We start from the raw sequence: 13,217 nt of genomic DNA on the forward strand, positions 1-13,217 counted from the left end.
ATGACGGTTACCCCGAAGGACCCCACGGTCTGGTTCGGCACATCGCCATGGCCCGTCGCCTCGCCTGGGATCTCCCTCGTTTTGAGGCGGCGGATTTTGCGGCGGCGGTAATCGCGGTCCTGAAGGATCGCGGGGGGTCGACCTATCTGACCCAGGACGCTGAAGCCCATGCCGATCGGTCCTTCCATTACCGTATCGAACCAGTGCGGGAAAACTACGCGACGCGGGTGATGCTTACGATCAGTCGTCCCAGTTGGGACCGAAGCCAGCCCGATGTTGAGGTTTTTCATGGTGAGCTGCAGTCGGCAGTTTCGAAATTTAATGCCATCGGTGAGACCGCTATCCAACCGCGCGAATACCAAACCCTTATGACCGCCGAGGGGGCGCTGTGGCGGGCGCACGAAGAGATCCGCGCGCTGTGCGGGGAACGGCCCGACCCAGATACCGAAAAGGTCTTCGAAGATATCGAGGACGCCAGCCGAGACTTAGCCTCACTGCGTTATCATCTAGAACACAACGATCCATGGCGCACGCTTGCCCACACAGAAAAAGCTTTGGCGCGCGTTCGCGAATCCAGTGACACTCCGATTGCCGGGTTGCCAACCGTTAAGGTCAAATTGACTATGGATGCGCACCGAAGATTTCAACGTGAACTGACAGCGGATTTCGAGATTTCAGAAGAGTGAGCCTTGCCGATCGTCCTCTTCCATTCGCGTCCAGCTCGGATCTTTAGCGGCCTCGTCCAGCCACCAGAACACAAAGGCGACAGGATCGTGGTCAAACTCGGCCAAAGCGTCTGCACCGTTCAGAAAATGCGACCGGTAGCCTGTTTCCGTGATCGGTAGCAGGCGTTTTTCGGCACTGCGAATCTCGATGTGTTGGGTGACAAAACCATCCTCCGGAACCGAGAACCAACTTGGGCAGTGCCGGATTTCTACAGCGATATCCCGCCATGTCATTTGATAGATTTCATACTCGGCTCGTTCACACCTTTCCGGGATTTCCATTTTTCTCAGCGTATGCGCGAAGGCGAAAACCGCCAATTTTGCACAGTTTCGGGATCGTTGGGCGACTGGGCGTATCGACGACGCAGATCGCCGAAGCTCTCTCCCTCGAGATGATCAGAGCGGACTCCGTTGATCTTCCAAGGCCTGCAAAGCTTGCAACCGGCTCTTCGGTTACGGGGGCGTTTTTTCTTGTGATGCATACGCATTCTCCTTGGGTTGGCTTTGACCTGTCCAACTCCTAACAGACTGAATGTTTGGAAAAACGGGACGAAACTCCGTCTCTGACTTTGGCGCGCATGGCCCTGCATGATCCGAGCATGAGCATTCTGACACCCCAAGAATTCGCGCAAATGGAGCAACTGCTCGCCAACCTCCTGCCGCACATGCGGCCCGACGAAGAGGCTACGCTGCTTCACTTGCATGCACGCCTGCAGATGATTTACGAGGCGCAGTCCGGTTTAAATGCATCGCGTAATCGCCTTATGGCGTTGGGATCGAAAACGCCGCGATGATGTCGCGCAACTCAGTTAGGTCTTTCCCATACCCATATTTCGGACGCTGGAATTTGTGCCCCATAAGCTGCGCCTGCGCTCGGTCCACAACGTCACGCTTGGTCAGTTGATCCTGAAACCAATGGCGCAGACTATACAAACTTTGACGCTTGTCAGTGACGATGCCGCTATCGCGCAGATTACGATTGATGATGCTGGTGGCGTACATATTTTTGCCCAGCCGTTTCCCCCAGCCGCCTGCCACCACCAATTCCTCGGCGGCAGCCAATGACACCCCGAGAAGCGGCAGCAGCCTTTCAGAATGATCGGTCTTTAGCCCGCGCACCGCGTTCTTGCGCACGTGGACATGCGGAACCTCGTGCTCCAGGATCACGTCATCTAATTCCAACCCGATCGCTTCGACCGGGCGCATACCGGTGTTCACCAACAGGTGTACGAGCCGCATAAAATCAGAAGCAAGATTTGGTAAAGCTGCGGGCTTGATGAGGGCGCGAATTTGTTCGGTTTCCAAAGGAATGCGGGACACCTCAGCTGTTTCTTTCAGGCGCACCCCTGAAAAGGGATTGGACTTAGACAGTCCGTCAATGTCGTAGTTCACCCCAAACAGACGCCGGAGAGAATTGATCTCACGGTTGCCTGTGTAGGGCTTGAGGCCCTTAGCCTCGACCCGTTCCACCCACCAACTACGGAACTGAACGGCGTGACGGCGTTCCACTTGAGAAAATGGAATGTTGCCCACGGCTTCTTCAAAGCTGCGTATGGCCTTGAGGTAAATGTTGCGTTTGACGCGTTGCTGGTCGTGACTGAGCCGGCTCCACTCGTCTTTGATGTAGTCCCAGAAGCGATCAAAGGCGTCTCCCAACGAGAACTCAGGTTCGGGCATCATGCCCAAGATCGCTTTTTGTTCCGGAGCGCTATGCTGTCCGAGGATTAGCAAGCGCAGCCTATCCAGCAGATCCCCATCGGTTAGATCAGAGGCTGCTTTGGGCACTAACCCGTGCAGGTGTTGCAGGGCAGCGGCAGCGCGGTAGCGATCGGCGGCATCTTGTGCGCACAGTGACACGCCCCGCTCCTTGGCATCGTACCAATCCTGATCGAGGTCGCGTGAGATTTGAGCGGCAAGCAACCTAGCGTCGGCGAAGTCACGGGTATGGAGCGAGAAGCGGATGAGTTCTCTGGACTCAACGTCACGATAGCGGACGGGACGCCGTCGCTGGTAATGCCAGATGTCTCGGATCTGCTTGAGATGTAGCCCTCTCATGATTTTCCTCGCTTGCTACAAATCGAGCTACAAGCGCGATTTGCGGGGTGGCGAAGACGAAAATAGAAACCAATGGTCCCAACTACTTAGGGACGGAGTGCCGTTTGCTCTTGAAGCTAATGGTGCCCGGGGGCGGAATCGAACCACCGACACGAGGATTTTCAATCCACTGCTCTACCCCTGAGCTACCCGGGCACGGGAGAAGGTTTTCCTTCGGGTGGAGGCGGTTTAGCCGAGGTCCGACCCGGTGTCCAGCAGGTTTTCCAACTGTTTTTTCATCCGGTGAAACCACCTCTTTCAAAGCGTATCGGGGCAGGCTACATCCTTCGAATGGCTCTCGTCGCGGAAACCCTCAACACATTTTTCACACATGATTTCGACTGTGTGATCGACGTCCGTAGTCCGGCGGAATTTGCAGAAGACCGGGTTCCCGGGGCCATCAACCTTCCGGTTCTAGACAACGAAGAGCGCGCGCGGGTTGGGACGATTTACAAGCAGGAAAGCCCCTTCAAAGCGCGGAAAATCGGCGCGGCTCTGGTGTTTCGCAATGCGGCGGCTCATATGGCAGGGCCACTGGCTCACCATCCCGGCGGCTGGCGGCCACTCGTATACTGTTGGCGGGGCGGGCAGCGGTCCGGGGCTTTCACCTGGATGCTGCGTGAGATCGGTTGGCGCGCCGAAGTGGTGCAGGGGGGCTACAAGACTTATCGCCGCCTCGTGACACGCGCGCTGTATGATAACGCGTTGCCGCACCGCCTTGTTCAACTGGGTGGATACACTGGAACGGCCAAGACAGCGCTCTTGCCGCGATTGGGCGCGCGCGGGATTCAGGTGCTGGATCTTGAAGGTCTGGCGCGGCACCGCGGATCGCTTCTGGGGGAGATGCCCGGAGGCCAGCCCGCGCAAAAGGGTTTCGAATCCGATCTTGTCCGGGCGTTGCACGCGCTTGACCCGGCATTGCCGGTAGTGGTTGAGGCGGAAAGCAGCAAGATTGGTCAGATCAACCTACCGCCCGCGCTTTGGGATGCGATGAAATCCGCGCCGTGGATCGAGATTGCCGCCCCGATTGAGGCGCGCGCGCGGTACTTGGCGGAGGCATACGAGGATATTCTTGCCGATGGGCCACGTCTGACCCAAAAGCTTGCACCTCTCCGCTTTTTTCGGGGTCATGGGATTGTGGACCGATGGGATACGATGATCGCCGACGGGGCGCGGCTGGCATTGTGCCAGTCCTTGGCCGAGGATCATTACGATCCGGCCTACCGCACCTCGATGCGCGCGCACGCGCCCCGCATCCTTCACCGCGAAGAGACGTCCTCACTGACGCCTAAAGCACTGGATAAACTCGCCGACCGGCTGGCCGGGCACCTTCAGAAAATCCGGATCTGACCTGTCTCTGCCGTGATCCGCCCGATATCGCAGGCACTATATCCCGCAGCGCGCAAGTCGGCGACCAATTGTCCCGCGTCCCCCTGCACCGCCGCCAACAAGCCGCCGGATGTTTGCGGGTCTATCAACAAATCATGCCGCGGCGTGTCTGGGAGATCGGGGAAGGGGGCGCGGTTGTCGGGGTAAAGGCTCGACCGGACGCCGCTGGCGGACAGGGCCAGCGCGCCGGACATCAGCGGCACCGCGTCCAGGGTCACATCCGCGCCGACCGATGAATTCAGACATATATTGCGTAGATGGCCCAGCAATCCAAAGCCGGTAACATCCGTCATCGCATGAGCTTCTTTGAGGATTGTGGCTGCTTGCGCCTGTGATTGCACCATCAGACCAAGCGCGGCGCGCACGTCCTCGCCGCGCGCCTTACCGCCCATTTCGGCGGCCATAATAATCCCTGACCCCAAAGGTTTTGTCAGGATCAGCCTGTCGCCCGCACGCGCACCACCCAGCCCGATGGGCTTGTGATCACATACGCCGGTCACGGTAAAGCCTATCGTCAGTTCCGACCCTTGCGAGCTGTGTCCGCCGATAATGTCTGCCCCGGCTTCGCCCATCACCTCGCGGGCAACGGTCATGATCTCGCGTAGTGTCCGCGCCGCGAGCGCGGGGGACACACGCGGCAGGATGAGGTTGGTCAGCACCGCCTTCGGTTGCGCGCCCATGGCCCATATGTCGCCCAAGGCATGTTGCGCGGTGATACGGGTCATGATCGCGGGGTCCGGAACGATCTCGCGCAGGTGGTCCGTGCTGATCACTGTATGGACCCCGCCAATGTCGATCACCGCCGCGTCATCTCCGGGCAAGCCCCCCGGTTCAAGCGCCTGCTGCAACGCGCCCTGACCCAGTTTGGCACCACATCCCCCACACAGCACCTTGTCGCCAAGCGCCTCTGCCCCTGCGGCCCGAACAATGGGGAGCGGCGTGGGGGCCATTTGAGGCAGGTCTTGGAATTTCAACATGAATTTACGGTCAATACGATCTTTCCAACGCCAGACCCAAGGTCCAGAGAATGACAGTCCAAATCGATCGCCAAGGGCCGATTTACCGCCCAGAGACAGCAGTTTCAGATAGTCGCTCTGGGGGTGATAGCTGCGAATTTGCCCCGTTTCGCGCAATGCAGCCCGCAGGTTCCGCGTAAGGATCGGTGCCTGTCGCACCGCGTAAACCCCAGCCTTGGGGCGCGGCGCAAATGCCATATCGGCGCAATCGCCAACGGCAAAGACATGTCGATCTGAACTCTGCAAACCCGCGTCTACGGTAACAAAGCCGTCTCGATGGGCCAGTCCGGTCTCTGCAAGCCAGGCATGCGGACGGGCACCAGCGGCGCCACAGACGAAATCGGCCTCGATCAATCGGTTCGCAAGCCGGACGCCATTGGCGGTGACCTCTATGACGTCGGCGGCTTCGTGGACCTCAATCCCGGCCTCACTCAACGCGCGCCGCATCCGCCGGGCCGAACGCGCCGGGAGAGCGGCCAACGCCTTGTCCCGTTCGATCAGATACAGACGGGCAAGGCGCCCGGCCTTGGCCAAGGCATAGCTCATCGCAAGGATCAGTTCGGCGCCCGCCACGCCGCCGCCGATTACGGCGACAGACGCGGGTTCCTCTGTAGATAGATAGCTCTGCCAGGCGACAGCGAACCCCTCCAACGGTTTTGCCGGAACCGCATGTTCGGCAAAACCGGGTAACTCCGGCATGGCGGTGGTGATCCCCACGTCGATGCTAGCCAGATCGAATACAATTGGTGGACGATCCGCCACGCGGATTTCTCTGTGGTGCAGGTCAATTTCTGTTGCTGCCCCAAGGACCAATCGGGCACCGGCAAAATGCGCCAGTTTTACAAGGTCAATTTCAAGCGTCTCGCGCGGATAATGTCCCGCGATATGCCCCGGCAGCATTCCGGAATAGGCCGCCGTCGGGTTTGGGCTGATCAACGTGAGGCGGGCACCGGGCAGCGGGTTCATTCCCCAGGATCGAAGGACCAGCGCGTGGGTGTGGCCGCCGCCGATCAGCACCAGATCGCGGGTCAAAGGATGGGGCGTTGACTGCATCTCTGCCTCCTTCGGCACACCGGGCCGCTTTCTGCGACAGCCCCCGGCATAGCGCCGAAGTGCGCGTCAGAAAAGTGTGATCTCGTCGGCAACGGGGCGTGGGATCGGTGTCGGTTTTTCTGGCGGCAGTGCAACAGATTCGGCCGAGACCAGCAGCTGACGCACCCGCCCGTCCGTCGGCCAAAAACGGATCCGCCGCGCTGCGGTACCAGCCACGCTTTCCGCGATACAGGGTATGCCTTCATCAGACAGGAATTTCCGGGCAAAGGCCGCGTTTGACGCGCCGATGTCGCGCAGGTTGCCCATCATGCTGGCGCCGCCGAAAATTTTGGCCTGCAGCCGGGCGCGCTCTGCCCCTTGGCGCAGCAAGCCGTTGATCAACAGTTCCATGGCATAGGCACCATAGCGGACGTTTGCCCCGTCGCCGCCCTCGCGATTGGGCAAGAGGAAGTGATTGAGGCCTCCGATCCGGCGCGTTACGTCAAACATGCAGACCGCGATGCAAGACCCCAGAACGGTGGTCAAAACAACCTCCGGGTCTTCGGAAATCTGGTATTCGCCCTGGATGACATTGACTACCTTTTCGGTCGACCCTCTCATTGTTGTATCTCCCTGGATACGCGCTTGGTCTCACCGTGTTCGCTGAGAAGTGCCTCCGCAATACGGTCGAGGGGTAGGATCCTGCGGACACTGCCGTTTTGAACAGCGGCGCGCGGCATTCCGTAAACAACACAGCTTGCCTCGTTCTGGGCGATGGTAAACGCCCCGGCCTCAAAGAGGGCTTTCATCCCGTCAGCACCGTCCCTTCCCATTCCGGTCAGGAGCGCAGCCGATACCCGCGTTGCAAGCGGGACTGCGGAGGCAAAGAGCATGTCGACCGACGGTATGTGCCCGGCGACGGGGGCTTCCTTGACACAAATCGCGCGTGTACCGGCACGGCCATCGATGACCAGATGGCTGCGCGTGCCCGCACCTATCAGGATTTGGCCCCGCCGAATGGGTAAGGGGCCGGTGGCAAGCAGCACGTTGGGCAGGCATTGTCGGTTCAAAAGCCCTGCAAGGCTCTCACCAAAGCCGAACCCGGTATGCTGCACGACCATTGTCGGCGGACAATCCTCGGGGAATTGCGTCAATACGCCAAGCAAGGCGTCAACGCCTCCTGTACTCGCCCCGATCAAAATCATGCGCCCGGCGCTGCTCGCGGTTTTTGCGATTGGGGGCGTCCTTGTGGGAGCCAGCGGGGAAGCGGGGCGCCGCGTTAGCGGAGCCTTTATTGCCGAACCCGGAGCGCGGATTACGCTCACATGGGGGGTTGCGGCGTGCTTCCTGCCTTGCGCCCCTGTCGAGGGTGCCGCCATCGGACGACTGTGTCCCGTTGTAGCGATACCTCTTGGAGTGGCCGATTTTTCAGCAGAGACCGTTGATGAAAGCGGTTTCTTGGTGTGGCAATGCTTGCGATCGGTGCGGGTCAACGCGCAAAGCTGCTGGACATATAACTCTTCCGGCGCATCAGCCGGTATCGAGAAAATATCCGAACCGGGCTGATCAAAACCCACTGGGGCCGAAGGCAGCCGCGCTGACCGATTGGGCATCGTTACCACCAGCCAACGAATGTCGAGCGTTGCAAACAGGGCGCGCATGACTTCGAATTCTGGCAGGTTGGCCAAAACGTCGGCGATCAATACGGCGCTCGGCAGGCGCTCTTCGACAACGTTGTAGGTGTTCATCAGGTCGCCAGTTGTAGATACCACCTGGAAATCGACCATTTGGTCAACCAACCGTTCGAGCCGGGCCTGTTGCGCGCGATCCGGTGTTGCGATGACAACGGTCTTCCTAGGCATTTTTTACCTCCTGCGACGGTGTGTTCACACCTGAACCGGGCTAGGCGGCTGGCGCATCAAAACAGTTCCGCGTGCCCGCCGGTGGCAGCGGAATTGACTGTTCCGCTTAGTCTGGTCGCCATGTCGCGAAGCGGCACGGCTGACAGTGCCTGCACCACATCCACCATTCCCGTTTCATCAGTCTCGGCAGAGATCTGTTCGAGGTAGTCCGCCAGAGCGCCAATCGACTGCCGTAGCATGTCCAGTTCCTGCAACATTCCGATGGACTTTGTATCGAACGCATGGGTTGCGTGGACGATGACGGTGTCTAGCCCATGCTCCAATCGCTCCAGCCGAACATACAGTCCCTCAAGTTCAGCCGAGGCCCGCCGGGTGGCCACTTTCAGGGGTAACGTGTTGTCTGCCACCGACGTCATAGGCGACCAACCACGCTTTCGATGCACTGTTTCATTGAGGCCGATGTAAACGGTTTCTTGATCATGTTATTGAGACCAAGCTGTTTTGCCTCCGCAACGATCTCTGGCGTAGGGCGCCCCGTGACAAGGATAAAGCCCATCTTCTTGAGGGCTTGGTGGCTGCGTACGGCCTTTAACAAGCCAAGCCCGTCCAGACCGGGCATGTTGTAGTCCGACAGGACCAGATGCACCGGGCTTGCGGCCATCCGACCAAACGCGGCACGACCGTCATTTTCGGTGACGTAGTTCTTGATCCCGATATCATCGAGGGCCTGGGTGATCAGGCCGCGGCTTGTTGCCATGTCATCGACGACCATGATCCTCAGAGAGTCCTTCAATCCCATAATGCTCTCCTATTGCAGCGTGGGCTGCGCGTTGGTGCGCGATTTGCAGTAACTGGTGATGCCGACGCCTTCGAGATTTTCAAGGGCCGGTCCTGTGACGCGCTCTGAGTGTCCGATAAACAACAGTCCGCCGGGGGTCAGCATGGCGCTCATGCGCTGCCAAAGACGCCGTTGGGTTTCAGGGGCGAAATAAATCGCTACGTTTCGGCAGAATATGGCGTCAAACGGTCCCTTGAATGGCCAGTCGTTCATCAGGTTCAACTCATTGAACGTCACCAGAGATTTCAGTGTTTCGGCCACACCATACGTTTTTTCGCCCGGGTCATTGGTTGCCATCCACTCCTTGCGCAGGGCAGAGGGGACGCCCGCGGCTTCTTCGGCGGAATAGATCCCGGCCCGCGCCTTGGCAACGATCTTGGGGTCGATGTCCGTAGCAAGGATACGAACATCCTTGGCATGTGCCTCCGGTATTGCCGTGAGTACAGTCATGGCAATTGAAAAGGGCTCCTGACCGGACGAGCAGCCCGCAGACCAGATACGCAAGCGCCCGCCAGCGCGGACCTTGTCGCTGAGCCCATGGGCCAAACTCTTCTGCAAAATTTCGAAATGATGGTTTTCCCGAAAGAAACTGGTAACGTTTGTGGTCAGCGCCGAGATCAATTCCAGCCTTTCGTCCTCTTCCTCGGTACGTTTGAGCAACGCTAGGTAGTCTGCAAAACTCTGCACTTGCCGTGACTTGAGCCGCCGAGCCAGCCGCGAGTAAACCAATGGTTTCTTGCTTTCGGCAAGGCTGAGCCCAAAACGTTCCTGCGCAAGGTCGGCAATCGAACGAAAGTCGTCGTCGCTGAAAGGAATGTCGCGCGTGTAGGCGCTTGGCGCCGGGCTGTTCATGCAGGCAGCCCTTTTTCGCTATCGACCACGGCTCCAAGATTAACGACCCGAACCATGGAGTCGTCGACCGAGATCATGCCGAGGATGCTGTTTCGGGTGGCCTCGGACTTGATGTCCGGGGTCTCTTGGATTGCACTTTTTTCGACCGACAGGATTTCGGATACCGACTCGACCAAAAGTCCGATGGTTGCACCATCGACGGCAGCCACGATCACAACGTTGCGTTCGTTTGCGGGCGTCGCGCCCAGACCAAAGCGCGCGGAAAGGTCAAAGATTGGGATCACCGCACCGCGGAGATTCATGACCCCCAGCACGTCCTGAGGCGTGTGAGGTAGGGCCGTCACCGGGGTCCATCGCCTGATCTCGCGGATTTGCGTTATCTCAAGGCAATAACTCTGGCCGCCTGCCGAGAAGGTGATGAATTCGAACTGCGTGTCCGAAAGTGCTTCTGCTGTCTCAGCCATGACGAAGCTCCATTCTGCTGTGCTGTGCAAAGGGATCGTGCCCCGAAGTATGGGCCAGTTTGATCAGTTCTTCGGGATCGAGGATCAGTGCGATTTTGCCATCCCCCAGGATGGTCGCCGCAGAGACCCCGGCGATTGCTGCATAGTTGCTTTCAAGGCTCTTGATCACCACCTGCCGCTGGTCGTGGATTGCAGTAACGCGCAGTGCGGTCAGACCTTGCATCTCAGTGCTGACCAGAAGCAAAATACCGTTTCTGTTCTTGTCATCTGGTTTGCCCAGCCCAAGACTGTCGGCCACATCGATGATCGGCACGTAGGACCCGCGTACGCTGACCACTTCGCTGTCGGTGCCGACTACATGGATGTCGCGGGGGTTGGGTCGAATAGTCTCAAGGATCGAAGAAATCGGAATGACCATGGTCTGGTCGGCCACGGAAATTACAAAGCCATCCATCACGGCCAGCGTCAGTGGCAATACGATAGCAAATGTCGTGCCCTTTCCGGGGGTCGAGGTGATCGATACCCGACCGCCAAGTGCGTGCACTGCATTCTTGACCACATCCATCCCCACGCCTCGGCCAGACAAGGCCGAAACCTGACCTGCGGTGGAAAAACCTGGCAGGAACAGTAAGTTGTCGATCTCAGGATCGGACAATTCGACATCCGGCGGAACCAGTCCCTTTTCCATCGCCTTGGCGAGGATGACTTCGCGGTTCAATCCGGCACCGTCGTCCGAAATCTCGATAAAAACGCTACCGGATCGGTGTGCCGCTGAAAGCCGGATCGTACCCGTCTGGTCTTTGCCCGCCGCGGTGCGGGCAGCGGGCAGCTCCAGCCCATGATCAACCGCGTTGCGCACCATATGGGTCAGCGGGTCGGCCAGCCGTTCGATGACTGTCTTGTCCACCTCGGTGGAGTCGCCGACGGTAACCATCTTGGCTTTCTTACCCGTTGCGTCCGACGCCTCTCGCACAATTCGGGACATGCGCTGGAAAAGCGGTTTGACCGGCTGCGCGCGGATCGCCATGACACCTTCTTGGATGTCGCGCGCCAGGAGTTTGTAAGCCTCCAGCTCATTTGTCAGATGCGCGACGGTGGGCAGATCAAGTTCTTCGATCCGTTGGGAAATCATCGCTTGGTTGATGATCAACTCGCCGACCGTGTTGATCAGTCTGTCGACCCGGTCCAGATCGACCCGCAGTGTGGGTTTGGGTCCGCGAGATTCCTTACTTGCCGCCGCAGGAGCAGCTTTTTCCGGACCGGCTTCCGCTTTTTTGTTGGGCTCTTTTGTAACCTGTTCCGTGCTGGCGGGTTCGTTGATTGGATCCTGAGGAAGCGCCGTCTCTTCGAGTGTCGACAAGGTTGCCTCGTCCGGACGTTCGAGCGGCTCTGGAATGTCGATTGCCGGGGGAACCGCCGCCTGATCTACCGTGATCTCCAGCGTACATAGCCCTTCTACGAATTCGAAAACTTCGTGCAGAGTGGTTTCGGGTTCGCTGGTCGACAGCGACAGCTGCCAGGACAGGATTGCATCCGCCGGATCGAAGGCGTCGAATTCCGGCAACCGGCTGAGATCCGCTTCGACCGAAAGGTCCCCCAACTCGGCCAGCGCGTCGAAGATCAGCAGCGGTTCATGCCCGTTTTCGTAAAGCGCCCGCGACGGGGCAAAGCGGATGTCGAAAACGCGGATACTGTCTGCGCTATCCTCGATGGAAAGGTCGATTTGGGGTCCATCGAAGTCCAATGTCACCGCATCAAAACTGAAATCCTCAGCCGCGGTGTCGCCGTCCAGATAGCTTTCAAGTTCATTGACAAGACCGGCCTCAATCTCATCGTCAAGCTCCGTGTCGTCACGCGCCGCGGCGACAAGGTCGGACAGGTGGTCCCCAGAGCGATGGAACAGACCCATCAGTTTTTCGTCGACGGCCAGCGCGCGGTCACGCACCTTGTCCATCACGGTTTCAAAGCTGTGAGCAAAAGCCACCAGCCGGTCGAGGGCGAACGCACCAGCACCGCCCTTGATGGAATGCACGGAGCGGAAGACCGCGTTCACGACCTCCATGTCGTCGGCGGCGTCCTCCATCTGGGACAGCCCCTCAACGAGCGCTTCGAGGAGCTCTTCACATTCCTCGAAGAAGGTATCTCTGATCGAATTTCCCGACATCTCAGCTCACATGCCCCGTCAGACGCCTCAGGACGGACACCAACGAGGCGTCGTCGAAGGGTTTTACAATCCAACCCGTGGCGCCTGCGGTGCGCGCCCGCGACTTCAGGTCATCGGAACTTTCAGTGGTCAGAACGAGGATCGGCACATTGGTGCGGTTGGGACCACTGCGCAGCGTATCGATCACGCCAAACCCGTCCATCTTGGGCATGTTGATGTCGGTGATCACCACGTCTGGGTCGACATCTGGAAAGATGTCCACGCCCTCTTGGCCGTCGCAGGCAGAGTGAAATTCGAACCCCGCACCTTCGAGGGAGACCCGCAACAGGTTGCGGATCGTTCGCGAGTCGTCAATTGCCAGGACTTTTGTCGTCATTGCAGCGGTTCCTTGTCGAAATGATCGGAAGAGAGACCAAGCCTTTTCAGTCCCTCACGAAATCCGGGCGCCATATCGGCAACGTCGAAATCAACGCCGTCCTCGGCCCATTGCCTCTGCGCCACGAGCAACAATTGCAGCCTGTGCGAATCCAGACGCGCAACATCGCGCGCCGAGACCGTGACCGGCATTCGTCGGGCATTCAAAAGAAAGGCGACCAGCGGATCTTCACCGGATCGGGCCCGCGCGGGTCCGAGAGCGTGGAAACTGATGTCTGACATCGCGGTACTGCATCCTTCGTGGCACTGTGCGCGTCTTGGCATGACACATCTGACGACCCGAAGAGATAGGGATGCGACCTTAACAAAGGGTTCCGATGTCTTCGTCGGGCGGTCGCTGACACGT

At 58.9% G+C, this 13,217-nt stretch carries 15 protein-coding genes and 1 tRNA gene; 3 read left to right on the forward strand and 13 right to left on the reverse strand.

Annotated elements, in window-relative coordinates:
* Positions 1 to 47 precede the first annotated feature (47 nt).
* Positions 48 to 686 carry a hypothetical protein gene (locus VOI21_RS22200; RefSeq protein WP_323772154.1) on the forward strand — a complete coding sequence of 213 codons (639 nt, stop codon included), beginning with the start codon at positions 48 to 50 and terminating at the stop codon, positions 684 to 686.
* Here the strand turns inward: VOI21_RS22200 and VOI21_RS22205 are convergent.
* Positions 675 to 1,007: a hypothetical protein gene (locus VOI21_RS22205; RefSeq protein ID WP_323772155.1), complete on the reverse strand. Its 333-nt coding sequence runs from the start codon at positions 1,005 to 1,007 to the stop codon at positions 675 to 677. The genes VOI21_RS22200 and VOI21_RS22205 overlap by 12 nt on opposite strands.
* Before the next feature lie 317 nt (positions 1,008 to 1,324).
* Here VOI21_RS22205 and VOI21_RS22210 point away from each other — a divergent pair, with 317 nt between their 5' ends.
* Positions 1,325 to 1,519, forward strand: coding sequence for a hypothetical protein (locus VOI21_RS22210; RefSeq protein ID WP_323772156.1), 195 nt, complete (start codon positions 1,325 to 1,327; stop codon positions 1,517 to 1,519).
* On the opposite strand, the gene VOI21_RS22215 is transcribed toward VOI21_RS22210, so the two are convergent.
* On the reverse strand, positions 1,488 to 2,780 hold the full coding sequence (locus VOI21_RS22215) for a DUF6538 domain-containing protein (RefSeq protein ID WP_323772157.1): 1,293 nt from the start codon (positions 2,778 to 2,780) through the stop codon (positions 1,488 to 1,490). The genes VOI21_RS22210 and VOI21_RS22215 overlap by 32 nt on opposite strands.
* Positions 2,781 to 2,900: 120 nt before the next feature.
* Positions 2,901 to 2,975 (reverse strand) — tRNA-Phe (locus tag VOI21_RS22220).
* Between the two features lie 135 nt (positions 2,976 to 3,110).
* On the opposite strand from VOI21_RS22220, the gene mnmH reads away from it, so the two are divergent.
* Positions 3,111 to 4,169 carry a tRNA 2-selenouridine(34) synthase MnmH gene (mnmH, locus tag VOI21_RS22225; protein ID WP_323772158.1) on the forward strand — a complete coding sequence of 353 codons (1,059 nt, stop codon included), beginning with the start codon at positions 3,111 to 3,113 and terminating at the stop codon, positions 4,167 to 4,169.
* On the opposite strand, the gene selD is transcribed toward mnmH, so the two are convergent.
* The 10 genes from selD to VOI21_RS22275 form a co-directional block, all read right to left on the reverse strand.
* A complete protein-coding gene (gene selD / locus VOI21_RS22230) occupies positions 4,151 to 6,277 on the reverse strand; it encodes a selenide, water dikinase SelD (protein ID WP_323772159.1) in 2,127 nt (708 codons plus the stop codon). The genes mnmH and selD overlap by 19 nt on opposite strands.
* Before the next feature lie 66 nt (positions 6,278 to 6,343).
* A complete protein-coding gene (locus VOI21_RS22235) occupies positions 6,344 to 6,877 on the reverse strand; it encodes a chemotaxis protein CheD (protein WP_323772160.1) in 534 nt (177 codons plus the stop codon).
* Positions 6,874 to 8,118 carry a CheB methylesterase domain-containing protein gene (locus VOI21_RS22240; RefSeq protein ID WP_323772161.1) on the reverse strand — a complete coding sequence of 415 codons (1,245 nt, stop codon included), beginning with the start codon at positions 8,116 to 8,118 and terminating at the stop codon, positions 6,874 to 6,876. Before VOI21_RS22240 ends, VOI21_RS22235 begins: the two co-directional genes overlap by 4 nt.
* A 56-nt stretch (positions 8,119 to 8,174) precedes the next feature.
* Entirely contained in the window at positions 8,175 to 8,534 is a 360-nt protein-coding gene (locus VOI21_RS22245; RefSeq protein ID WP_323772162.1) for a chemotaxis protein, read from the reverse strand.
* The gene (locus VOI21_RS22250) at positions 8,531 to 8,917 is read right to left on the reverse strand and encodes a response regulator (protein ID WP_323772163.1); all 387 of its coding nucleotides are present in this window, start codon (positions 8,915 to 8,917) and stop codon (positions 8,531 to 8,533) included. The genes VOI21_RS22245 and VOI21_RS22250 overlap by 4 nt, the downstream gene beginning before the upstream one ends.
* A gap of 9 nt (positions 8,918 to 8,926) precedes the next feature.
* Positions 8,927 to 9,808 (reverse strand): protein-glutamate O-methyltransferase, encoded by an 882-nt coding sequence (locus VOI21_RS22255; protein ID WP_323772164.1) that lies wholly within the window; start codon positions 9,806 to 9,808, stop codon positions 8,927 to 8,929.
* Positions 9,805 to 10,272: a chemotaxis protein CheW gene (locus VOI21_RS22260; RefSeq protein ID WP_323772165.1), complete on the reverse strand. Its 468-nt coding sequence runs from the start codon at positions 10,270 to 10,272 to the stop codon at positions 9,805 to 9,807. Before VOI21_RS22260 ends, VOI21_RS22255 begins: the two co-directional genes overlap by 4 nt.
* The gene (locus tag VOI21_RS22265; protein ID WP_323772166.1) at positions 10,265 to 12,436 is read right to left on the reverse strand and encodes a chemotaxis protein CheA; all 2,172 of its coding nucleotides are present in this window, start codon (positions 12,434 to 12,436) and stop codon (positions 10,265 to 10,267) included. Before VOI21_RS22265 ends, VOI21_RS22260 begins: the two co-directional genes overlap by 8 nt.
* A gap of 1 nt (position 12,437) precedes the next feature.
* Positions 12,438 to 12,812: a response regulator gene (locus tag VOI21_RS22270; protein WP_323772167.1), complete on the reverse strand. Its 375-nt coding sequence runs from the start codon at positions 12,810 to 12,812 to the stop codon at positions 12,438 to 12,440.
* Complete coding sequence (locus VOI21_RS22275; protein WP_323772168.1) at positions 12,809 to 13,093, reverse strand: STAS domain-containing protein; 285 nt, start codon at positions 13,091 to 13,093, stop codon at positions 12,809 to 12,811. Before VOI21_RS22275 ends, VOI21_RS22270 begins: the two co-directional genes overlap by 4 nt.
* Between the last annotated feature and the right edge of the window lie 124 nt (positions 13,094 to 13,217).

The sequence above is a fragment of the Antarctobacter sp. genome, from assembly GCF_034670325.1.
GTDB lineage: Bacteria > Pseudomonadota > Alphaproteobacteria > Rhodobacterales > Rhodobacteraceae > Antarctobacter.

Coding starts and splice junctions, on each gene's coding strand:
- VOI21_RS22200 (WP_323772154.1), top strand. CDS start 48: ATGGCCCGTCGCCTCGCCTGGGATCTCCCTCGTTTTGAGGCGGCGGAT.
- VOI21_RS22205 (WP_323772155.1), bottom strand. CDS start 1,007: ATGGAAATCCCGGAAAGGTGTGAACGAGCCGAGTATGAAATCTATCAA.
- VOI21_RS22210 (WP_323772156.1), top strand. CDS start 1,325: ATGAGCATTCTGACACCCCAAGAATTCGCGCAAATGGAGCAACTGCTC.
- VOI21_RS22215 (WP_323772157.1), bottom strand. CDS start 2,780: ATGAGAGGGCTACATCTCAAGCAGATCCGAGACATCTGGCATTACCAG.
- mnmH (WP_323772158.1), top strand. CDS start 3,111: ATGGCTCTCGTCGCGGAAACCCTCAACACATTTTTCACACATGATTTC.
- selD (WP_323772159.1), bottom strand. CDS start 6,277: ATGCAGTCAACGCCCCATCCTTTGACCCGCGATCTGGTGCTGATCGGC.
- VOI21_RS22235 (WP_323772160.1), bottom strand. CDS start 6,877: ATGAGAGGGTCGACCGAAAAGGTAGTCAATGTCATCCAGGGCGAATAC.
- VOI21_RS22240 (WP_323772161.1), bottom strand. CDS start 8,118: ATGCCTAGGAAGACCGTTGTCATCGCAACACCGGATCGCGCGCAACAG.
- VOI21_RS22245 (WP_323772162.1), bottom strand. CDS start 8,534: ATGACGTCGGTGGCAGACAACACGTTACCCCTGAAAGTGGCCACCCGG.
- VOI21_RS22250 (WP_323772163.1), bottom strand. CDS start 8,917: ATGGGATTGAAGGACTCTCTGAGGATCATGGTCGTCGATGACATGGCA.
- VOI21_RS22255 (WP_323772164.1), bottom strand. CDS start 9,808: ATGAACAGCCCGGCGCCAAGCGCCTACACGCGCGACATTCCTTTCAGC.
- VOI21_RS22260 (WP_323772165.1), bottom strand. CDS start 10,272: ATGGCTGAGACAGCAGAAGCACTTTCGGACACGCAGTTCGAATTCATC.
- VOI21_RS22265 (WP_323772166.1), bottom strand. CDS start 12,436: ATGTCGGGAAATTCGATCAGAGATACCTTCTTCGAGGAATGTGAAGAG.
- VOI21_RS22270 (WP_323772167.1), bottom strand. CDS start 12,812: ATGACGACAAAAGTCCTGGCAATTGACGACTCGCGAACGATCCGCAAC.
- VOI21_RS22275 (WP_323772168.1), bottom strand. CDS start 13,093: ATGTCAGACATCAGTTTCCACGCTCTCGGACCCGCGCGGGCCCGATCC.